This window comes from Streptomyces sp. NPDC047022 (assembly GCF_040644155.1).
Classification (GTDB): domain Bacteria; phylum Actinomycetota; class Actinomycetes; order Streptomycetales; family Streptomycetaceae; genus Streptomyces.
Genome location: NZ_JBEYVV010000003.1, coordinates 276,589 through 298,195 on the forward strand (window position 1 = coordinate 276,589; position 21,607 = coordinate 298,195).

Consider the following 21,607-nt stretch of genomic DNA (forward strand, 5'->3'; position numbering starts at 1 on the left):
CCGGCCGCACGGACGGTCACCCCGCAGGGCCCGCTCAGCTCCAGACGTTGCCCTGATTCTGCGCCCGCGCCCCGTACTGGCCCATGCCGTACTGGGCGCGCAGCCCCTGGCCGATCGCCGCGTTCTGGGGCGGCAGCAGCTCGCTGGGCTGGACGAGCGCGAAGCCGCTGCCCATGAAGCTCAGCTCCCAGCCCTCTCCGGTGTTGCCGCGACGGCGCCACACTCCCGAGGAATGGGTCTGCGCCTGCATCTGGACCCGCAGACCGGTGGACCAGGCGACGATCGCGTCGGCGTCGCAGTTGACGTACTTGTCCGGGGTGACCTGCATCAGCAAGGGCGCCCCGGATGTCATCAGCGCGACCTTGCCCCGGCCGGTGATGTTGAGCTGGTACTTGCCGGAACCGGAGATGCCGTACTGGCTGTCCACGGCGATGACCTCGTGGTGCAGCGAGGAGTCCATCGCCAGGACGTAGCTGCTGTCCACGGTGAGCCCGTCCTGCTCGACGTCCAGGACATGGACGTGCTGGGCCAGATTGGCGAGGTAGACGGTGCCCTGCCCGTGACAGCGCATCAGGTCCAGGCCCTCGCCCGTGTAAGCGCGTGCGCGCTGCTGGCCGTGGCTCTGGTACTCGGCATCGAACTCGATGAGCCCCTGGTAGGCGACCATCGTGCCCTTGCGAGCGAGGATGTCGTCGTGGCCCTCCAGGAGAACGCGCAGCATCTGCTGGTTCTGCAGGCTGTAGCGCTCCTGGGTCTGCTGTTCGTTGTAGCCGAAAAGCGTGCTCTGCATGGTTGCGACTTCCCCCTCAGCCCCGGAACCGGAGGCGGTCGGTGCTGTCCTCGCTGGGCTGGACGACCACGATGCCCTGTCCCGAGAACGCCATCTGGTATGCCTCACCGCTGCCGCGCCCGATGAGCGACTGCGCCTTGAAGCTGCGCTTGCCCTTCACCTTCAGGTTCGGCGACCAGGCCACAAGGGCGTCCGGGTCGACGTACGTCTCGTCCTCGCCGCCGCCGCAGTCGACGACGATGGGCGTGCCCCGGGCGGTCAGGGCGACCCAGCCCTGACCGGAGATCTTCGTGTTCCACAGGCCCTGACCGGCGAACTTGGCGAGCCCCTTGACGCGTTCGACACCCCATTGAAGGTGCGCGTCGAAGGCGAGCAGATTGGTGGCGTTGACGGAGATCGCGTCGCCGTTCAGGTTGATGACGACGACGTTCGCCCCGTAGTCGGCGAGGTAGAGCAGACCGTCACCGGTGCACTTCATCAAAGGCGCACCCTCACCCGTGATCCAGTCCCGTGCGATCTGGCGCACGGCGGGCGGGTTGGGCTCGTACTGGACGAACCCTTCGTAGGCGACCATCGACCCCACGCGCGCGTAGAGGTCGTTCCCGGTCTGCATGGCGACCTTCAGCATGTGGCTGCCGTGGTTCTCCATACGGGCGGTGACGGGTGCGGGAGCGAAGCCCGCGAGCGGCTGGTTCATGACGGGCTCCCTCAGACCTCGTAGGGCTGGACGACGACGAAATTCCCGGCTGCGGCGCGGAACTGCAGGTTGACGCCCTCGCCGGTGTCCCCTGGGTAGGCGTTGCGGCGCATCCGCACCTGGCTGGAGACGATCACCTGGGCGGCGGCCGACCAGGCGACGACGGCGTTGCTGTCGACGAACGTCGTCGGCGTCACGGGCAACACCACGGGGGCGCCGTGCGTCTTCACGACGATCGTGCCGGTCCCCTGGAACTGCATCGTGAACAGCGCACCGCCGGGGATTCCGTGTCCCTCGATACGCCGGACCTCGTACTGGAGGGACTCGTCGAAGGCGAGGACGTTCTCCGCGGAGACACAGATCGCCTCCCCCTGGAGTTCGACCGGGTGCAGATGGGTGGCGTTCTCCGCGAGGAACACCTGCCCCTGGCCCGTGCAGCGCATCAGCTGCATCTCCTGGCCGGTCGCGTTGCCCACGATCCGCCCGGCGAAGCCGGCGCCCTTGTAGCTGAAGTCGACCTTGCCCTGGTAGAGCACCATGCTGCCCTGCCGGGCCAGAACGGGCTGGCCCCCGATACCCAGGTCGACACGGACGAGCTTCTTGTTCTGCTGCGTCCACCGCTGTCCGGTCGGTGTCTCCTTGAACGCCTGAAGAGCGGCGGTCACGCCGGCGCCGCCCTGCGGGGCGCCCTGGGGGGCGCCGTACGGGGAGGGGGCCGCGGGCGCACCGGGGAACTGCCCCGGGACCTGCCCGTAACCGGGCGGCATCGGGGCGGACGGCTGCTGTCCGTAGCCGGGAGGCGCGGACGGGGGCTGCTGTCCGTAGCCGGGGGGCGCGGACGGGGGCTGCTGTCCGTAGCCGGGGGGCGGGCCCGGCTGTCCGATCGGCTGCGCATACGGCGGGGGTCCGGGCGGAGGGACGCTTCCGCCGGGCGAGGTGTGCAGGGGCGCGATGATGGTGGGCGCCCCGTGCACGGAGGGAGCGGGCGCCGGGGCGGGAGGGGTGAGCCCGGCGGGCTGGGGGAACCCTTGCGGGGCGGGCTGCTGCGGAACCGGTGCGGGCGTGGGCACCGGGGTCGGGGCCGGAACCGGTGCGGGCGTGGGCGCCGGGGCGGACGGGGCGGCGAACGCGGGTGGGGCGAACTCCGGGGCGGCACCGGACTGCGGCTGCTGCGGGGCGGGTGTCTCCTCCTCGAGGACCTCGCCGCCGAAGTTCTTCAGCAGCGCTTCGAGCCCGCCGTCGAAGCCCTGGCCGACCGCCGCGAACCGCCAGACGTCCTTCAGATAGAAGTCGCCCAGCATGACGGCACGCTCGGTGGTGAACTCCGAGCCGCTGAACGGGTAGCGGGCCACTTCCTCGCCACCCGCGACGATGCGCAGGTAACCGGGTGCGATCTGCGACATCTGTCCGGCGCCGTCGATCGTCGCCGTGAAGGACAGCTTGTGGATGTGGGACGGGATCCTGTCGAGCGTGACCCGGAACGACTCCGTGTCGCCCGCCTGGGAACCGAGGAGCTGGACGGACTCCTCCGGGGTCTTCGGCTGGTTGAAGAAGACGAAGTAGCGGTCGTCAGAGAGCCGTTCGTCGGCGTCCAGACCGAAGCAACTGATGTCAAAGGTCAGTCCGGGAGCCGAGATCTGCACACCGACGTACAGATCCGTGCCCGCCGTGAGATCACTGATCCTGGCCTTGTGGCCGCGTTGGAATTCCCTGGCCATACGTAACGACCGTCCCCCATCCCGAGTGAGTACGTCGCGCCAGGCTAACGGCAAACCCCCGCTGCGAACGAAGCCGGTACACAGCCGGTACATAACCACCGGCCCGCAGACGACAACACGCCGGAGCAAGCTCTCCAGGGGCACGAGGAACTACGCAAAACACCCAACGTGCCCGCGGCCGACAACGCACCCCGGGTCACGACACACCGGAACCCGCACGGATCGGACCACGCTCAGTCCTCCGCCGCCGCGGGCTGCCTCGGCAGCCGATCCGCCGCAACCACGCCCTCAAGATATCCGCGGGCGCGCTCCGTACGCGGATAGGCCTCCAGCAACCGCCAGAAACGCGGCCCGTGTCCCGGCACCAGCAGATGGGCGAGTTCGTGCAGCAGGACGTAGTCGACGACGTACTCGGGCATGCCCTGCAGCCGGTGCGACAGACGGATGCTGCCCTCGGCGGGCGTGCACGAGCCCCAGCGCGTGTTCTGGTTGGTGACCCAGCGAACCGAGGTGGGCCGCGCCCGGCCCTCGAAGTACTGCGCCGACAGCCGTTCGGCACGCGCGGCGAGCTCGGTGTCGCCGATCACGCGCTTGCTCTCCTGAGCGGCCAGCTTGTCGAGCATGACGGTCACCCAGCGCTGTTCCTCCGCCTCGGACATCCGGGCAGGGATGAGCACAACGGTGCGATCGCCCTCTCGGTACGCGGAGACGGTTCTGCGGCGGCGCGCACTCCTGCGGACCTCGATCGCGCTCGCCCCCGAGCCGCTGGACGGCAGGCTCGTCGTGCTGCGCTGTGGTTTCGCGGCGCGGTGCAGTGGGTCGGCGGGCACGCCCCGACGTTACCCGCTGCGCAGGGGAGAAGTCCCGCCTCCGGGACGGTTCCGTGCCGATCCGCACTCCGTGCGCTTGATTTGTACGACCGAAGCGCCCACCTGTGGACAACTTCCGGCAGACCCCCGGCCGGCCCGGGCATGCTGACATGCGTCGGCGGATCAGAACATCCGCCGACGAACATGACATACCAGGAGCAACGAGGGACAACGGGGGCCGGTCATGCATCCGATGGTGAAGCCCGCGCTGCGGCGCGGCTGGCGCGACCTGAATACCGTGCAGTTCGGGATGGCACCGTCACACGCGATGGTGCTGGGCCCTGTGGACACCGCGACGGGCAGTTTCCTCGGTCTGCTCGACGGCACCCGGGGGCTGCCGCTGCTGCGTGAGGAGGCCCATCGCATGGGCCTGCCCGACGGGCATGTCGACGCTCTCGTCGACCGCCTCTCCGGTGCGGGACTGCTCGACGACGCGACGGGCGGCGGGCCGGCGGCGGATGCCCTTCGCTCGAGAGCCGGCGTTCTGGACCGCCTCCGCCCTGACCTGGCGTCACTGTCGCTGGTCGCCCGCGCACCCGGCGCCGCGGTCGGGCGTCTGGCCGCGCGTCGCCGCCTGCGGGTCCAGGTCCGAGGCGCGGGCCGGGTGGGAGCCCTGCTCGCCTCGCTGTTGTCGGGCGCCGGGGTCGGCGAAGTCGACGTCCGTGACACGGGCTGTGTCGAGCCCTGGGACGTGGCGCCCGGTGGCTTGCCCGCGGAGTCCATCGGTGAACGCAGGGAGGAGGCGGCCCGCCGCGCGGTACGCGCCGCCGCCCCGGGCCGGCCACCGCGCCGTCGGCGCCCTGCGCGACGCTCGTCCCACGACGACCTCGACCCGGCTCTGTCCCTGGTGGTCCTCGCCCCGCGCGAAGCCGTCGACATCCACGCGCCCGACCCCTTCTGCGCCGAACCGCTGATCGCGTCCGGAACTCCCCATCTGTACGCGGGTGTGGTGGAGGGCACGGGAATCGTCGGCCCGTTCGTCCTGCCAGGTGACACAAGCTGTGCGGGCTGCCTCCACCACGGACGCACCGACCGTGATGAATCCTGGCCGCGTCTGGTCGCCCAGTGGCGCTCGGGGCGTCCTCGGCAGGTCCAGTCGTGCGATCTCGCTCTGGCGACGGCCGTCGCCGGGGTCGCCGCCGGGCATGCCCTCGCTTTCCTGGACGGCGAGGTGCCCTCCAGTACGGGTGCGCGCTGGGAGGCGTCCGTTCCCCGGCTCGACTGGCACGCCCGGCCGGTCTGGCCCCATCCCGCATGCGGCTGTGGCGCGGCGGAGAAGGGTAAGGAGGAACACACCCCAAAAGACGGGGAGTCGCACGAGACAATGGGGGAGCAACGGCCGGCGACGCACCTGTCCCGCAGGACAGATGCGGCCCGGCTGTCTGGGACTAGGAGGGCGCATGTCTGATCTTCCCCGGAAGGCGGTCACCCGGACCGCCAAGCTCGCCGCGCTCCCGCTCGGCTTCGCCGGGCGGGCTACCTGGGGCCTCGGCAAGAGGATCGTGGGCGAATCCGCGGAGATCGTGGGACGTGAACTCCAACAGCGCACCGCTGAACAGCTGTTCAAGGTCCTCGGTGAGCTGAAGGGCGGCGCCATGAAGTTCGGGCAGGCTCTGTCCGTCTTCGAGTCGGCGCTCCCGGAGGAGGTCGCCGGGCCCTACCGCGCCGCCCTGACGAAACTTCAGGAGGCCGCCCCGCCCATGCCGACGCGCACGGTGCACGCGGCGCTGGACGAGCGCCTGGGCGACGACTGGCGCCAGTTGTTCCTGGAGTTCGAGGACAAGCCGGCTGCCGCGGCCTCGATCGGCCAGGTGCACCGCGCGGTCTGGCACGACGGGCGCGAGGTCGCGGTCAAGGTGCAGTACCCGGGCGCCGGTGACGCGCTGCTTTCCGACCTGAACCAGCTCAGTCGCTTCGCCCGCCTGCTGGGCCCGTTGATCCCGGGCATGGACATCAAACCGCTGATCGCGGAGCTGCGCGACCGTGTCTCCGAGGAACTGGACTACGGCCTGGAGGCCCAGGCTCAGCGGGCGCACGCGGAGGAGTTCGCCGGTGACCCGGATGTCATGGTGCCGGAGGTGGTGCACCAGAGCGACCAGGTCCTGGTGACGGAGTGGGTCGAGGGCATACCGCTGTCCGAGGTGATCTCCAACGGTACCCAGGATCAGCGGGACCGCGCAGGCCAGCTGCTGGCCCGTTTTCTCTTCTCGGGCCCGGCCCGCACGGGTCTGCTGCACGCCGACCCGCATCCGGGCAACTTCCGCCTTCTGCCCGGCCGCGGCAACGGCACCCGTAAGGACGACTGGCGCCTCGGTGTCCTGGACTTCGGCACGGTCGACCGTCTGCCGGGCGGACTGCCGGCCACCATCGGGCACTCCCTGCGCCTGACTCTGGAGGGTGACGCCCAGTCGGTCTACGAACTCCTCTGCCAGGAAGGCTTTGTCAAGGAGTCCATCGAGCTCGACCCCGACGCCGTCCTCGACTATCTCCTCCCGATAATCGAGCCCGCCCAGGCCGATGAGTTCACGTTCACCCGCGGCTGGATGCGCGGCCAGGCGGCCCGCGTCGCCGACCCGCGCTCCCCCGCCCATCAGCTCGGGAAGCGGCTGAACCTGCCTCCGTCCTATCTCCTCATACACCGGGTCACGCTCAGCACGATCGGGGTGCTGTGCCAACTGGGTGCGACGGTGCGTCTGCGCGACGAACTGGAGGAGTGGCTGCCGGGCTTTGTGGAGGAGGAGGCGCCCGCGGCGGAGGCATGATCGGTCTCCTACCACCAGGAGGAGTCCAGGCGCCCTTCGATGGCTCTGAGGTTGTCGCGGGCGCATTCGTCGCAGAAGTAGCGGCGAAGACCGTTCTCCACGGAGCAGGTCCAGGTGGGGCGGGGGCCTTCGGCACGGGTGCCGCAGCGGGCGCATACGAGGTGCGCGTCCGGTGCGTTGTCCGGCGGCGCGGAATCGCGGTCGTCACTGTCTCCAGGAAGACTCGTCACTCCTGTGACGATATCGCCGTCGGCCCGGATCGGGCCGCGCAACGCACCGCGGGGGCCGGTCCCTTCGGACCAGCCCCCGCAAGGGTTCCGGGTGCCGACGAACGGCACCGGTCTTACTGCATCACGGCCATCGCGAGCGCGCGGCGGGCACGCATCGAGGCGCGTTCGGCCCGGCGCTGCATCCGGCGGGCCTTCGCAACGCGCACGGCCTGGCGTTGCTGCTCGGCCTGATGCAGGTATTCGTGCATATGCGCACGGGCCAGGGCTTCTTGCATGAGTTGCATTTCTCGGGTCCTGTTCTGGCGAGAGGCGGTCGCGCCGGTGGTGGTGAAGTCTGGGATCGCGGAGCCTGTGGGCTCGCTGGTGGACGGCTTCATCGGGGCCTGCTTCTTGGGGTCGTGCGTGAGGGGGCGATCGATCGTTCCTGTGGCGGTGTTCATGCCGCGACCGGGTTCTTGCGCGGGCGGCCACGCGGCCGCTTCCGGGCGACGACGACGCCCTGGACGAAGAGCTCGCCACCCCAGACGCCCCAAGGCTCACGCCGCTCCTTGGCGCCGGCGAGGCAAGCCTCCATCAGCGGGCAGGTGCGGCAGAGGGACTTGGCGTACTCGACATCGGCCGGCGACTCGGCGAAGAAGACCTCCGGGTCGTAGGAGCGGCAGGGGACGGGCACGCCGAGGTTCTCGATGGCGTCGTCGAGCGCGGTGAGCGCAGTGAGGGGGGTCAAGGTGGAGTCCTCCGTGAGGCAGGGCGGGGGGATCGTTTCGGAAGGCGGTACGGACGGGGCGTGCGCTTCGAGTTGCACGGTTCGTTTTCCTCGTCTGGTCGTTCCGGCCCTGTTGGACCGGGTGTCGGCTGGTACCGGGTTCTTTTCTTGTCCCGAGGCCCCTTCGTTCCGCTGTCCCCGTTCGGGGAAACAGAAGGGCCGCGGATCCCGGATGGGGTTCCGCGGCCCTGAAGGCGCCGGCCTGATCGACGATCAGGCTGGATCACTCCAGGGGTCTGGCCCACGGAAGGCCCACATCAGGTGGTGCTGCGTCGTCTGCTTCCGGAATCCGGCACCGGCCGCTGCAAGGGCATAGGCATGTGCCTGTGCCGCTACTGCTTCCAGTGCCTTCGTCGGTCGCTCATTGCCCTCACGGACGGGAAGACCCGCGAGGGACACGGAGGACGCCGGACGGGCGGCACGGATGCCGGACAGACCGGTGCCCTGAGCAAAGACGCCGAGCATGCACGTAGAGACGACCGAGAGATCGGTCATTTTGACGGTGCTGGTGGAGCTGGTCTCGATGCTGATCACTTCAATCGCCTCCTCTCGGCGTCTAAGGGGACCGAGCAAGCCGGTCCGGCGGATATGCAAGTACAACACGGAATCGGGGCCTCCGAGAAGGCCGCCGTCCCCGTGCCTAAGAACCTATGGGGATTGCTGGGGCATGCGCAAACTATTTTTTCGACGAGTTCGTATCAGTCGTCGCCGCCCCCGTCCGCGGGGTCACCGCCTGCGCAGATGGCCAGGACATCAGCCCCGTAGCGGTTGAGCTTGCGGACTCCGACCCCGGGGATGCGCGCCAGTTCGCCCGCGTCGTCGGGGGCGGCCTCGGCGATCGCCATCAGGGTCCGGTCGGTGAAGACACAGAACGCGGGCTGCCCACTGCGCTGCGCCTGCGCCGCTCTCCATGAGCGCAGCCGCTCGTAGAGGCCCTCGTCCATGTCGGAGGGGCAGTCGTCGCACCGCATCAGCTTCATCTCGCCGGGCTCCGACAGCGTGCGGCCGCAGACCCGGCAGCGGGCGGGGGTCCGGCTGACACGACGTGGTGCCGACGGTATGCCGGCCGTACTGAAGCCTCGTTCGACGCCTCCGGGGCCGGCGACGGCCATGCGCCCGGAGGCCGCGGACGAGCCGGGGCGCAGTCCGTCCAGGAACCGGCTGGGCCTCCGGCTGGGCCGGCCGCCGGGTGCGCGGGACAGTGCCCAGGAAACGTGGAGGTGTTCGCGCGCACGGGTGACGCCGACATAGAGGAGACGGCGCTCCTCCTCGATCTGCTCGTCGGTCCTGGCGTAGCTGATCGGCATCATGCCTTCGGCGACCCCGACGACGAAGACGGCGTCCCATTCCAGGCCTTTGGCAGAGTGCAGGGAGGCGAGGGTGACGCCCTGCACGGTCGGCGCGTGCTGGGAGTTCGCCCGCTCGTCGAGTTCCGCCACGAGGTCGGCGAGGGTCGAGGCGGGTCTGGCCGCGGCGAAGTCCTGGGCGAGGTTCACCAGCGCGGCCAAGGACTCCCAGCGCTCTCTCACGGCCCCGGAGCCCGCGGGGGGCGTCGGTGTCCAGCCTTCCCCGGAGAGGACGGCACGCACCTGGGAGGGCAGGTCCACGGCGTCGTCGAGGAGGGAGTCGTTGGCTCCGAAGCGGGCCGCGCCGCGCAGGGCGATGCCCGCCTTGCGTACCTCGGGGCGGTCGAAGAACCGCTCCGCGCCGCGCAGCTGGTAGGGGATCCCCGCGTCAGCGAGGGCCTGTTCGTAGATTTCGGACTGCGAGTTGGTCCGGAACAGGATCGCGATCTCGGCGGGCGACACTCCGGCGGCGAGCAGGCCGCGGATACGGCGGGCGGCGCCCTCGGCCTCGGCGGGCTCGTCGGCGTACTCGGTGTAGACGGGTTCGGGCCCCGGGACGCGCTGGGAGATCAGCTCGAGGCGGTGGTCCGCGGCTCGTCCGCGGGCCTGGGCGAGCAGACCGTTGGCGAGGCGCACCACCTGGGGCGAGGAGCGGTAGTCCCGGACGAGCTTGACGACGGTGGCCCCGGGGTGGCGGATGCGGAAGTCGAGGAGGTGGTCGGGTGTGGCGCCGGTGAAGGAGTAGATCGTCTGGCTGGCGTCACCGACGACGCACAGGTTGTCGCGGTCGCCCAGCCACAGCTCCAGCAGGCGCTGTTGGAGTGGGCTGACGTCCTGGTACTCGTCGACGACGAAGTGCTGGTACTGGGCACGGACCTCGTCCGCGATGTCATGACGGTCCTGGAGGATGCCGACCGTGAGGAGAAGGACGTCCTCGAAGTCGATGACGGAGCGGTCGCGCTTGAGGTCCTCGTACGCCGCGTACAGCTGGGCGATCTCGGCGGGGTCGCGGGGGGCTTCGCGGCCCGTCTTCGCGGCTGCGGCGACGTAGTCGGCCGGGACGGTCTGGGTGACCTTGGACCATTCGATCTCCGCGGTCACATCCCGCAGTTCATTGCGGTCGAGACGGATACGGCAGGAGGCCGCCGCGTCCGCGACGATCTGGATCTTCCTGTCGATGATCTTCGGGATGCCACCACCGACGGCTTTCGGCCAGAAGTACTGGAGCTGGCGCAGGGCGGCGGAGTGGAACGTACGGGCCTGGACTCCTGCGGCGCCGAGCTGCCTGAGGCGTCCGCGCATCTCACCGGCGGCGCGGGCGGTGAACGTGACGGCGAGCACACTGGACGGCTGGAAGACCCCGGCACGCACCCCGTAGGCGATGCGGTGGGTGATGGCCCGCGTCTTGCCGGTACCGGCGCCCGCCAGCACGCACACCGGGCCGTGCAGGGCGGTGGCCACCTCGCGCTGCTCGGGGTCGAGCCCTTCGAGCACCGCGTCGGCCGAGTCCGGGACCTGCGGGAAGAGGGTGGAGTGCGTTGCTGCTGTCACCCCGCCATGCTGCCAGGTCGGCGGAGACGGGTGCGGCGGGTTGTCCACAGGGAGGCGTGCGCGGTCGTACGAATGCGGCCGGTGTCACAGTCGCGGGTCCGGGAGTGCCCAGGTCCGGGGCCTGAGCGCCCTGTCCCGGGCTCCCGGGAATGGTGGAACCTTCACATACGTTGACTCCCTGCGAATGAGTATCCCCACCGCAAAGGAGCGCGACCGCCATGCCGGGCACTGTGACGATGTACAGCACCTCTTGGTGCGGCTACTGCCGCCGGCTGAAGAGCCAGATGGACCGTGAGGGCATCGCGTACAACGAGATCAACATCGAGCAGGACCCGGAGTCCGCGGCATTCGTGGAGAAGGCGAATGGCGGAAACCAGACGGTCCCGACCGTGCTGTTCTCCGATGGTTCGACCCTCACGAACCCCTCGCTGGCGCAGGTCAAGCAGAAGATCGGCGCCTGACCGCCCAGCATCGCGGTTTCGCGGAAGGCGGTCCCCGAGGTGACTCGGGAACCGCCTTCTTGTAGTCCGTGCCGGTGCTCGTGTCAGACGTTTCTCGTCGGCAGGGGCTTGCCGTACCAGAGTTCGATCAGGCGGGCGGCGATGGAGATGCCGTACGGCGGCAGCACCTCTCCCGACTCGAAGGCCGCGCGCAGTTCCTCGCGGGAGAACCAGCGGGCCTCATGGATCTCGTCGCCGTCGACGGTGATGCCGGTGGAGGTGGCGTGGGCCATGAAGCCGAGCATCAGGCTGGAAGGGAAGGGCCAGGGCTGACTGGCGATGTACTCGACCTCTCCGACCGTGATGCCCACCTCTTCGAAGACTTCGCGGCGTACCGACTGCTCGATGGACTCGCCCGGCTCGACAAAGCCGGCGAGGGTCGAGAAGCGGCCTTCGGGCCAGTGCACCTGGCGGCCGAGCAGGACGCGGTCCTCGTCGTCCGTGACGGCCATGATCACCGCTGGGTCGGTGCGCGGGTAGTGCTCGGCGCCGCAGGCCGGGCAGCGGCGGATGTGACCGGCGGCGGCGATGACCGTGCGCTCGCCGCACCGCGAGCAGAAGCGGTGCATGCGCTGCCAGTTCTCCAGGGCGACCGCGTGCACCATCAGGCCCGCGTCGCGCGGGGACAGCAGCAGGCCTGCCTCGCGCAGGCCCGCCGGGCGCGCGGACTGGTCCATGCGGCCCGGTAGCGCGTCCTTCTGGAGTGCGAAGTAGCTGACGCCTTCCTCATCGGTGCCGAGGAAGTAGCGGTGGGCCTCCGTGAGGGGCGCCTCGAAGGACGGGGTCATGACGAGCTCGGTCCGCCCTTCGGGCGTCTCATCGATGAGGGCCTGGCCGCCGGAGACCACGAAGCAGCGGGTCGTCGGATGGCTCCACGCCGCTGCGAGCCATGCCTCGTCGAGGCGGTGGTGGGCGGCGCGGTCGATACCGCTCGGGGCCGTGAGTGAGATGGGTCGGTCGGCGGTGTGGTCGGTCCAGGTGGTCACAGGTGCTTCCAACTCCCCCGGTGCGGCGATGGTTTCGGCGGGCGGTTCAGCGGGACGTACGACTGGAGGAGACCAGGCCCGGTGGGCCTTGGGCGTACGCGGCGGCCCTTCCAGTGTGCCGCGCCCGGCCGCTCCCCCAGCAGGCCGGCCGCCTCGTGAGACGGTCAGTGGGCGTCACACCGGCTCTCCCCCCAGGTCGCCCCACAGGTACGCGGCGGTCTCGACGCCCTTGAGGAGAAGATCCAGTTCGACCTTCTCGTTCGGGGCGTGCCAGCCGTCGGACGGGATGGAGATGCCGAGGAACAGCACCGGCGCGCCGAGGACTTCCTGCAGGTCGGCCGCGGGCCCGGAGCCGCCCTCCCGGGTGAAGCGGACGGGCTGCTGGAAGGCGCGGCCCATGGCGCGCACGACGGACTGCAGGGCCGGGTGGTCGAGGGGCGTCAGGCAGGGCCGGGTGGCGGCGCCGAAGATGATCTCGTGCCGGATCCCGGCGGGCAAGCGGTCGGCGGCCCAGGCCCGGACGGCCTTCTCGATGTGGTCGGGGTCCTGTCCGGCGACGAGCCGGAAGGAGAGCTTCACCATGGCCGAGGACGGGATGATCGTCTTGCTGCCCGGCCCCTGGTAGCCGCCGCCGATGCCGTTGACCTCGGCGGTCGGGCGGGCCCAGATGCGCTCCAGCGTGGTGTGTCCTCCCTCACCGCGGGTCGCGGTCGACCGCGCGGTACGCAGCCACTGCTCCTCGTCGAAGGGAAGCTCGGCGAAGAGCTCGCGCTCCCGGTCGGTGAGCTGGGTGACCCCCTCGTAGAAGCCGGGAATCGCCACGCGCGCGTGCTCGTCGTGCAGGGCGGCCACCAGGCGGGCGGCCTCCGTGGCCGGGTTGGGCACGGCGCCGCCGAAGGAACCCGAGTGGATGTCCTGTCCGGGACCGTGCAGGGTGATCTCGCACTCTGCGAGGCCGCGCATGCCCGTGCACACGGTGGGTGTGTCCGCGGACCACATGCCCGTGTCCGACACGATCACGGCGTCGGCGGCGAGCCGGTCCGCGTGCCGCTCGACAAGGGTGCGGAAGTTCGGCGAGCCGGACTCCTCCTCGCCCTCGATCAGCAGCTTCAGGTGGACCGCGGGGGCGCTGCGGCCGGTGGCGGCGAGGTGCGCGCGTACACCGAGCGTGTGGAAGAACACCTGCCCCTTGTCATCGGCGGCCCCGCGCGCGTAGAGGCGGCCGTCGCGGATCACCGGCTCGAAGGGGTCGCTGTCCCAACCGTCCTCGCGAGCGGCGGGCTGCACGTCGTGGTGCCCGTAGACCAGCACGGTGGGTGCCTCAGGATCGTCGGCGGGCCACTCGGCGAAGACGGCGGGGGCGCCGTCCGTCGGCCACACCTCGGCCGTGGGGAAGCCGGTCTCCTGCAGTTTCGTGGCGAGCCACTCGGCGCTGCGCCGCACATCCGCCGCGTGCTCGGGCTGGGCGGACACCGACGGGATGTGCAGCCACTCCACGAGGTCGTCGAGGAAGGCGGCACGGTGCTGGTCGATGTACGTGCGGACGGCACTGTCCGGGGTCTCGCTCATGCTCACGAGCCTATCGGCCCGCGCCGACATCCTGGTCGGCCGGTTCCCGCGAGGAGGGCCCGTCCAGCAGCAGCCGTTCCAGAGCGGCCCGGTCAGGCAGTCCCTCGGGGCGTACGACCTCGCCGCTGCGGACGTACAGGAACACGGCCGAGACGGCTTCCAGGGCCACGCCCTGGTGCTCGGCCCAGGCGAGCCGGTACAGGGCGAGCTGGAGCGGGTCGCCCGTCGTGTGGCGCCCCGTCTTCCAGTCGACGATCTCGTACGCCGCCCCGTCGCCGTCGTCCGTGCTGTAGACGGCGTCGATACGGCCCCGCACCACACGCCCGGCGATCGCGAGCTGGAAGGGGACCTCGACCCGGTAGGGGGTCCGGTGGGCGTATGCGGTGCGCTCGAAAGCGTCCTTCAGCGCCTCCAGGTCCCGTTCGTCGGCGATCTCGGCATCACTGCCGGGCAGTTCCTCCGGCTCCAGCATGGGCAGCCTCAGTTCCTCGAAGCGCGCCTCGACCCAGGCATGGAAACGGGTGCCGCGGCGCGCCGCGGGTTGCGGAGGACGCGGCATGGGGCGTGCGAGCTCCCGCGCGAGCCCGTCGGGGTCGGCGGCCAGGCGCAGCACCTGGGACGCTGTCAGCGACGGTGGCAGGGGGACGTCGGTGACGAGCGCGCGAGCGCGGAGCAGTTCTCCGGAGAGGGCGTCCAGGTCGCGGTCCCAGGAGGCGATGGTCCGGGCCTCCTCCGGGGTGAGCGCGGGGGCTTCGCCGGCCGGGCGGCGGGCAGAGGGGACGGCCGGGGCACCGTCGTCCAACGGCACGCGCGCATGGGGTGCGCGGGGCACGCGGGGTGCGCGCGGCGGATCCGGCCGACCGTGTGGCTCCGGACCGTCGTACGGATCCTGGTCGTCGTACGGATCCCGATCTGCGAACGGGTCCTGGCCGTCGTGCGCATCCGGACCCGCGAACGGGTCCCGGTCACCGTACGGATCCGTACCGTCATTCGGATCCGGCTCACCGTACGGATCGTCCTCGTCCGGTGGCGGCGGCCACTCCGGGTCGTCGTAGGCGGGGGTGTCGTGGAGGGCCGTGAGGTGGGTTCCGCCGTGTGACACGGGCGACGCGGACATCTCCAGGTGGGCCAGCACGGCCTCGGCGGCGGCGCGCCGGCGGGCGAGTGCCGTCTCGTCCAGGGGAAGCGGCCAGGCGTGGTCGGCGGTGGCCCGGTGGAGTGCGGGGTTCTCCTCGTCCTCGTCCGGTTCGTCGGCCCAGACCTCGATCTCGCCGTACCCGGCGGCACAGTGCTCGTAGAGGGCCAGCAGGAAGTCCGAGGGACCACGGGAGCGCTTCTGGGTGGGACCCCACCAGTGACCGGAGCCGAGGAGCAGGGACCGGGGGCGGGTGAAGGCGACGTAGCCGAGACGCAGTTCCTCGATGTGCTGATGCTCCTTCATGGCCTCGTGGAACGACTTCAGGCCCCGGGAGTCCCACGTCTCGACGTCGGGCAGCGTGTCGGCGTCACCGCGCAGGGCGTGGGGCAGCACCTTGCCCTGCGCGGTCCACTTCTCACGGCCCTGGGCGCTCGGGAAGGTGCCGGTCACCAGGCCGGGAACGGCGACCACGTCCCATTCCAGGCCCTTGGACCGGTGCGCCGTGAGCACCTTGACGGTGTTCTCGCCGCCCGGCAGGGCGTTGTCCAGGCCCTTCTCGTACTGGGCAGCCGTGCGCAGGAAGCCCAGGAAGGCCAGCAGGGAGGCGTCATGGTCGCCCGAGGCGAACGACGCGGCGATGTCCAGGAAGTTGGACAGCGTCTCCCTGCGGCGGGCGGCCAGCGCGTGCGGGGAGGCGGACAGCTCCACTTCCAGTCCGGTGACGGCGAGAACCCTGTGCAGGACGTCCATCAGGGGATCGGCGAGGCAGCGGCGCAGCTCACGCAGCTCGGCGGCCAGGCGCGCGAACCGCACGCGCGCGTCGGGCGAGAAGGGCAGCCCGTCGTCGTCCTGCCCGGGCTCCATGGGCAGCTCGAGGAAGGTGTCCAGGGCGTCCGCGAGCGATATCACCTCCGAGGGGTCGATGCCCTCGACGGCCGCAGCGAGCCTGCGGTCCGGATCGTCGTCTCCTACGCGCGCGTAGGAGACGAGCAGCCGGGCGCGGCGGCCCAGGAGGGCGAGGTCGCGGGCGCCGATGCGCCAGCGCGGACCGGTGAGGAGGCGGACCAGGGAGGCGTTGGCTCCCGGGTCCTGGAGCACCTCGCAGACGGCGACGAGATCGGCGACCTCGGGCAGGTGGAGCAGACCGGACAGGCCCACGACCTCCACCGGGATGTCGCGGGCGACGAGCGCGCCCTGGATCTCGGCGAAGTCCGTCGCGGTGCGGCACAGCACCGCGATCTCGCCGGGCGCGGTGCCGGTGTGCACCAGGTGGGCGATGGAGTCGCCGATCCAGCCGATTTCCTCGGCATGGGTGCGCAGCAGCGCGCAGCGGACCTGTCCTTCGTGCTCGGCGCCGGGAGCCGGCCGGAGCGCTTCCACGCCCGCGTGCATCGCGCGCAGGGGCTCGGCGAGGCCGTTGGCGAGTTCGAGGAGACGCCCGCCGCTGCGGCGGTTCTCGCTGAGTGCCTGGCGGGCGGCCGGGCGGCCGTCGGCTCCGGGGAAGTGCTCGGGGAAGTCGTCCAGGTTGGCGACGGACGCGCCGCGCCAGCCATAGATCGCCTGGCAGGGGTCGCCCACGGCGGTCACGGGATGGCCGGTGCCGCCGCCGAACAGCCCGGAGAGCAGGACGCGCTGGGCGACCGACGTGTCCTGGTACTCGTCGAGCAGGACCACACGGAACTCGTCGCGCAGCACACGTCCCACCTCGGGCATGCGCGCGAGAGTGGCGGAGAGGGCGATCTGGTCGCCGAAGTCGAGGAGATCGCGCTCACGTTTGGCCTCGCGATAACGGCTGACCAGCTCGGCCAGTTCGCGGCGGGCGGCAGCCGTCTCGGGAACCTTGCGCAGGTCGGCGTTGCTGAGCCGGACGCCTTCCAGGGTGCGCAGCAGACCGGCGTCGTACGCGCGTACCTGTTCGGGGCGTACGAGGTGCTCGGCCAGTTCGGAGTCGAGGGTGAGGAGGTCGCTGACAAGGTCCGGGAAGGAGCGGGTCAGCGCCGGGTAGGGGCCCGGTGCCGCCCGCAGCACACGCGCGGCGAGCTGGAAGCGGGTGGCGTCGGCGAGCAGGCGCGAGGCCGGTTCCAACCCGATGCGAAGGCCGTGGTCGGTCAGCAGCCGGCCCGCGAAGGCGTGGTACGTGGAGATCACCGGTTCGCCCGGCGGGTTGTCCGGGTCGATCGTGTCCGGGTCGGTGACCCCCGCCTTGACGAGCGCCTTGCGGACGCGCTCGGCCAGTTCACCCGCCGCCTTGTTGGTGAACGTGAGACCGAGGACCTCCTCGGGTGCGACCTGCCCGGTGCCGACGAGCCACACCACGCGGGCCGCCATCACCGTGGTCTTGCCCGAACCGGCTCCGGCCACGATCACCTGCGGGGCGGGCGGTGCGGTGATGCAGGCCGTCTGCTCCGGAGTGAACGGGATGCCGAGGAGCTCCTTGAGCTCCTCGGGGTCGGTGATACGGGCGGGCACGTCGAAGAGGCTATCGGCGGCCACTGACAGCGGTTGCCGCCTCGCCTGCCGTGCTGGAAGAACCCCTGGTCAGCGCGTGTGGTGCGGTGCATCACACGCGCCCGCACACCTGCATGCGCAAGTGTCACTCCACCACGTGACGGCCCTCCGGCCGTGCGCTGCAGGAGGCCCGGAACGCGCAGTGCGCGCAGTGCTGCCCGGCGGTCGGCGAGAAGCGCTCGTCGAGGACCTTGCCCGCGGCGGTGGCCAGGAGGTCGCCGACCCACTCCCCCTCCAGTGGCTCCTGGGCCTGGACCTTGGGCAGGGTGTCGCCGCCGTCCTTCTTGGCGGCGCCCTGCCTCAGGTGCACGAGTTCGGCGCCGCCCGGTTCGGGGCGCTGACCGCCGAAGGCTTCGTCGGCGGCTCCCTCGCGCACGGCGAGCTGGTACACGGCGAGTTGCGGGTGGCGCGCCACGTCGGTGGAACTGGGCGCCTGCTTGCCGGTCTTGAAGTCGACCACGTAGGCGCGGCCTTGGCCGTCCCTCTCGACGCGGTCCATGGAGCCGCGGATGCGGACCTGGTAGTCGCCTGCTTCAAGGGTCACGTCGAAGTCCTGCTCGCTCGCCACCGGCGTGCGTCCGGTGCGGTCGGCGACATGCCATTTCAGGAAGCGTTCGAGCGCCATGCGCGCGTTGTCCTGCTCCTGAGCGGATTTCCACGGCGCGTCGAAGGCCAGCGCGTTCCACACCGAATCGAGCCTCTCCATGAGGACGTCGAGATCGGCCGGGGTTCGTCCGGATGCCACCTCGTCGGCGAGGACGTGCACCACGTTGCCGAAGCCCTGGGCGGCGGTCGCGGGTGCGTCGGCCTTCACCTCGCGGCCCAGGAACCACTGCAGGGCGCAGGTGTTCGCGAGCTGGTCGAGGGCGCTCCCGGACAGTGCGACCGGCGTGTCTCTGTCGCGCAGGGGCACTTTGCTCTCGGTCGGGTCCCACATGCCCCACCAGCGGTAGGGGTGCGCGGCCGGCACGAGGGGCCGGCCGTCCTCGTCGGCGAGTGCGGCGAGCCGGGCGAGCCGCCGGGCGGCGGCCTGCCTGAGCGCGTCGGACACGCGCGGGTCGACGGTAGTGGCGCGCAGTTCGGCGACGAGCGCGGCGGCGGACAGCGGGCGGCGCGGACGGCTGGTGACGTCCTTGGGCTCGACGCCTAGTTCGGTGAGGAAGCGGGAGGGCTGGTCTCCGTCGTCGGCGGGTGCCTTCACGGCGGTGACGACAAGGCGTTCGCGCGCGCGGGTGCAGGCGACGTAGAACAGACGGCGTTCCTCGGCGAGCAGCGCACCGGGGGTGAGGGGTTCGGCGAGTCCGTCCCGGCCGATGCGGTCCGCCTCCAGCAGGGAGCCGCGGCGGCGCAGGTCGGGCCACAGTCCGTCCTGGACGCCCGCGACGACGACCAGGCGCCACTGCAGGCCCTTGGAGCGGTGCGCGGTCATCAGACGTACGGCGTCGGGACGCAACGCCCGGCGGGTGAGCGTGTCGGCGGCGATGTCCTGGGCCTCGGTCTCCTCCAGGAAGTTCAGGGCGCCCCGGCCGCCGGTGCGTTCCTCGGCGCGCGCGGCGGTCGCGAACAGGGCGCACACGGCGTCGAGGTCACGGTCCGCGTTGCGTCCGGCCGCGCCGCCACGCCGGGAGGCGCTCTCCAGGCGCCTGGGCCAGGGCGTGCCGTCCCACAGGTCCCACAGGGCCTCTTCGGCCGTACCGCCGCTCGCGAGGCGCTCACGTGCCGTGCGGAGCAGCCCGCCGAGGCGCTGGGCTCCGCGCGCGTATGCCGGGTCGTGGGCCACCAGCCGCTCCGGCTCGGCCAGCGCCCGCGCGAGCAGTTCGCTGGAGGGGGGCGGTACGGGGTTGCCGGCGGCCCGCTCCTCGTCCCGCAGAGCGCGGCCGAGGCGGCGCAGATCGGCGGCGTCCATTCCGGCCAGCGGGGAGGAGAGGAGGGTGAGCGCGGTTTCGGTGTCGAGCCACGGCTCGGGGACGGCGCCCTGTTCTCGCGCCGACTCGGCCTCAGGCTCTCGCGCCGCCGCATTCGGCTCGGGTTCTCGCGCCGCCGCATTCGGCTCGGGTTCTTGCGCCGCTTCCGGATCAGGCCGACCGTGCTCCGCGCCCACGGCCTCCACTGCCGACGCCACCGCGCGCAGTGCTGTCAGCAGCGGAGTCACCGCCGGTTCATGGCGCAGCGGCAGGTCGTCACCGTCGATGTCCAGCGGGACCCCGGCGACCGTCAGGGCGCGGCGGACCGCCGGGATGGTGCGGGCTCCGGCGCGCACCAGGACGGCCATCTCGCCCCATGGCACACCGTCCTCGAGGTGGGCACGGCGCAGGATGTCGGCGATGGTGTCCGTTTCCGCGCCGGGCGTCGGGCAGGTGAGCACCTCGACCCGGCCGCCCTCGTGGACCGCGGCGAGTTCCCGGTGCGCCCGTACCTTCTCGGCGGGGAGCCTGGTCAGGGGCATGCGCAGGGTGAGAAGCCGCGTCGCGGCCAGGAGGGCGGCGCCGGAGCGGCGGGAGGTCCTGAGGACCTCCACGGGCGCGGGTGCGCCGTCCAGGCGCGGGAAGTCGTACGGGAAGTCCAGGATGCCGCCCACGTCGGCGCCCCGGAACGCGTAGATCGACTGGTCGGGGTCGCCGAAGGCCACCAGGGTCCTGCCACCGCCCGCGAGTGCCTTCAACAGACGCACCTGCGCGGCGTCGGTGTCCTGGTACTCGTCCACGTAGACCGCGTCGTACCGGGCGGCCAGCTGCTCGGCGACGTGGGGGCGGCGGGCCAGCAGCACCGCGCGTTGGACGAGCTCCGCGTAGTCGATCACTCCCTGGAGGTCCAGGACGTCCAGGTATTCGGCGAGGAAGGCGGAAGCGGCCCCCCAGTCGGGGCGGCCGATGCGCTCGGCGAAGCGGCGCAGGGCGTCCGGGCCGAGGCCGAGCTCACGGGTGCGGGCCAGCACGGCGCGGACCTCGTCGGCGAAGCCTCGGGTGGTCAGGCAGGCACGCAGTTCGTCGGGCCAGCGCACATGCGCGAGGCCCAGGCGTTCCAGGTCCGGCTGCCCGGCGAGCAGCTCACGGACGGTCACGTCCTGTTCGGGGCCGGACAGCAGGCGCAGCGGTTCCACGAAGAGGTCGCTGTCCTGGTGGGCGCGGACCAGGGCGTAGCAGAAGGAGTGGAACGTGGTGGCCTGGGGCGCGTGTGCCGCGCCGGCGCGCAGGGCCATCCGGTCGCGCAGGTCCATGGCGGCCCTGCGGCTGAACGTCAGCACGAGGATGCGTTCGGGGTCACCGCCACGGGCGACTCGGGCGGCGACGGACTCGACGAGCGTGGTCGTCTTGCCGGTGCCGGGACCCGCGAGGACGAGCAGCGGGCCTGCCTCGTGGCCGGCCACGGCGCGCTGCGCCGTGTCCAGCGCAGGGGGCTCGATCCGGGACGGAGGTGTACGCACCAGTCGGTAGGCGCCACGGCTCCCCTGCCGCACCTGTGGGTGCGGCAGGCGCCTTGTGGAGAAGGAGGAGCTCACGTGGTTCGCCGGTCCTGGTGGTCGTACTCGGGCTGTCCGATGTCCGCGCGGGGCGGCGTCGGGGGCGGGGCCGGGTCGCTCGTGTCCCCCGCCGTCACGAATCCCCCGCCGCACGAACGTACGGCATCTCACGGAGGTGCCGCGTATCCCCCGTACGGGGCATGGATTCCCCTCCGCCGCGGCCGGTGGCGGAAGCTGTCAGGTGTGACCCTGCGCACGCTCGCCGCCGTCCCACCGGGCCCGCCGCATGTCGACGCGCGGCAGATGGCTCCCGGAGGCGTGACCGGTTTCACGCAGCGGGGTTCCCTCCTCCCGGTAGTGGTCCAGCGCCTCCAGTTCATGGCCGGGCAGCAGCACGCCGTCCGCCCGGATGACACGCCACCAGGGGACGGCTCCGCCATAAAGGGCCATCACACGGCCCACCTGGCGCGGACCGCCCTCCTCCAGCCACTCGGCCACATCGCCGTACGTCATGACGCGCCCCGGCGGAATACGTTCGGCCACGTCAAGGACCCGTTCCGCGTAGTCCGGCAGCGTGTCCGCCGGAAGGCTTTCCTCGCTCATCCGCCCCATCCTGCCCCACCCCACCGACAATGAGATGTGAGAGTGGGCGAGCGTATGCCTCGCCCTGAGGCAGCGCTTCGGGCAGACTGTGCGCCCCCGCATTTGCACCCTGAT

At 71.3% G+C, this 21,607-nt stretch carries 17 protein-coding genes; 3 read left to right on the forward strand and 14 right to left on the reverse strand.

Annotated elements, in window-relative coordinates; genetic code table 11:
- Window positions 1–34: 34 nt before the first annotated feature.
- The 4 genes from ABZ845_RS06370 to ABZ845_RS06385 all read right to left on the reverse strand — a co-directional run bounded on the left by ABZ845_RS06370 (window position 35) and on the right by ABZ845_RS06385 (window position 4,035).
- Entirely contained in the window at window positions 35–790 is a 756-nt protein-coding gene (locus ABZ845_RS06370; RefSeq protein ID WP_360973573.1) for an AIM24 family protein, read from the reverse strand.
- 16 nt (window positions 791–806) lie between these two features.
- Window positions 807–1,487 carry an AIM24 family protein gene (locus ABZ845_RS06375; RefSeq protein WP_360973575.1) on the reverse strand — a complete coding sequence of 227 codons (681 nt, stop codon included), beginning with the start codon at window positions 1,485–1,487 and terminating at the stop codon, window positions 807–809.
- Window positions 1,488–1,498: 11 nt separating this feature from the next.
- Complete coding sequence (locus ABZ845_RS06380; protein WP_360973577.1) at window positions 1,499–3,205, reverse strand: TerD family protein; 1,707 nt, start codon at window positions 3,203–3,205, stop codon at window positions 1,499–1,501.
- Window positions 3,206–3,438: 233 nt separating this feature from the next.
- A complete protein-coding gene (locus tag ABZ845_RS06385) occupies window positions 3,439–4,035 on the reverse strand; it encodes a M48 family metallopeptidase (RefSeq protein WP_360973579.1) in 597 nt (198 codons plus the stop codon).
- Window positions 4,036–4,258: 223 nt separating this feature from the next.
- Between ABZ845_RS06385 and ABZ845_RS06390 the strand changes: the two genes are divergently transcribed.
- Together ABZ845_RS06390 and ABZ845_RS06395 are read left to right on the forward strand one after the other, a co-directional pair.
- Complete coding sequence (locus tag ABZ845_RS06390; RefSeq protein WP_360973580.1) at window positions 4,259–5,482, forward strand: TOMM precursor leader peptide-binding protein; 1,224 nt, start codon at window positions 4,259–4,261, stop codon at window positions 5,480–5,482.
- Window positions 5,475–6,836 (forward strand): AarF/ABC1/UbiB kinase family protein, encoded by a 1,362-nt coding sequence (locus ABZ845_RS06395; protein ID WP_360973582.1) that lies wholly within the window; start codon window positions 5,475–5,477, stop codon window positions 6,834–6,836. Before ABZ845_RS06390 ends, ABZ845_RS06395 begins: the two co-directional genes overlap by 8 nt.
- A gap of 8 nt (window positions 6,837–6,844) precedes the next feature.
- Here the strand turns inward: ABZ845_RS06395 and ABZ845_RS06400 are convergent, their stop codons facing one another.
- The 5 genes from ABZ845_RS06400 to ABZ845_RS06420 form a co-directional block, all read right to left on the reverse strand.
- Entirely contained in the window at window positions 6,845–7,066 is a 222-nt protein-coding gene (locus tag ABZ845_RS06400; RefSeq protein WP_360973584.1) for a hypothetical protein, read from the reverse strand.
- A 113-nt stretch (window positions 7,067–7,179) separates the two neighbouring features.
- Window positions 7,180–7,506: a hypothetical protein gene (locus ABZ845_RS06405; RefSeq protein WP_360973586.1), complete on the reverse strand. Its 327-nt coding sequence runs from the start codon at window positions 7,504–7,506 to the stop codon at window positions 7,180–7,182.
- Window positions 7,503–7,871: a WhiB family transcriptional regulator gene (locus ABZ845_RS06410; protein WP_360973588.1), complete on the reverse strand. Its 369-nt coding sequence runs from the start codon at window positions 7,869–7,871 to the stop codon at window positions 7,503–7,505. The genes ABZ845_RS06405 and ABZ845_RS06410 overlap by 4 nt, the downstream gene beginning before the upstream one ends.
- 174 nt (window positions 7,872–8,045) lie before the next feature.
- The gene (locus ABZ845_RS06415) at window positions 8,046–8,366 is read right to left on the reverse strand and encodes a hypothetical protein (RefSeq protein ID WP_360973590.1); all 321 of its coding nucleotides are present in this window, start codon (window positions 8,364–8,366) and stop codon (window positions 8,046–8,048) included.
- Between the two features lie 164 nt (window positions 8,367–8,530).
- Window positions 8,531–10,729 carry an ATP-dependent DNA helicase UvrD2 gene (locus ABZ845_RS06420; protein WP_360973592.1) on the reverse strand — a complete coding sequence of 733 codons (2,199 nt, stop codon included), beginning with the start codon at window positions 10,727–10,729 and terminating at the stop codon, window positions 8,531–8,533.
- Window positions 10,730–10,947: 218 nt separating this feature from the next.
- Here ABZ845_RS06420 and ABZ845_RS06425 point away from each other — a divergent pair, with 218 nt between their 5' ends.
- Window positions 10,948–11,190 carry a mycoredoxin gene (locus ABZ845_RS06425; protein ID WP_360973594.1) on the forward strand — a complete coding sequence of 81 codons (243 nt, stop codon included), beginning with the start codon at window positions 10,948–10,950 and terminating at the stop codon, window positions 11,188–11,190.
- A gap of 83 nt (window positions 11,191–11,273) precedes the next feature.
- On the opposite strand, the gene nudC is transcribed toward ABZ845_RS06425, so the two are convergent.
- The 5 genes from nudC to ABZ845_RS06450 form a co-directional block, all read right to left on the reverse strand.
- Complete coding sequence (gene nudC / locus ABZ845_RS06430) at window positions 11,274–12,215, reverse strand: NAD(+) diphosphatase (RefSeq protein ID WP_360973596.1); 942 nt, start codon at window positions 12,213–12,215, stop codon at window positions 11,274–11,276.
- A 174-nt stretch (window positions 12,216–12,389) separates the two neighbouring features.
- On the reverse strand, window positions 12,390–13,784 hold the full coding sequence (locus ABZ845_RS06435) for a dipeptidase (protein WP_360973598.1): 1,395 nt from the start codon (window positions 13,782–13,784) through the stop codon (window positions 12,390–12,392).
- A 10-nt stretch (window positions 13,785–13,794) separates the two neighbouring features.
- Window positions 13,795–17,391, reverse strand: coding sequence for an ATP-dependent DNA helicase (locus ABZ845_RS06440; RefSeq protein WP_360973600.1), 3,597 nt, complete (start codon window positions 17,389–17,391; stop codon window positions 13,795–13,797).
- A 124-nt stretch (window positions 17,392–17,515) separates the two neighbouring features.
- Window positions 17,516–20,929 (reverse strand): ATP-dependent DNA helicase, encoded by a 3,414-nt coding sequence (locus ABZ845_RS06445; protein WP_360973602.1) that lies wholly within the window; start codon window positions 20,927–20,929, stop codon window positions 17,516–17,518.
- A 198-nt stretch (window positions 20,930–21,127) separates the two neighbouring features.
- Window positions 21,128–21,493, reverse strand: a complete 366-nt coding sequence (locus ABZ845_RS06450) for an MGMT family protein (protein WP_360973604.1) — start codon at window positions 21,491–21,493, stop codon at window positions 21,128–21,130.
- Window positions 21,494–21,607: the final 114 nt, after the last annotated feature.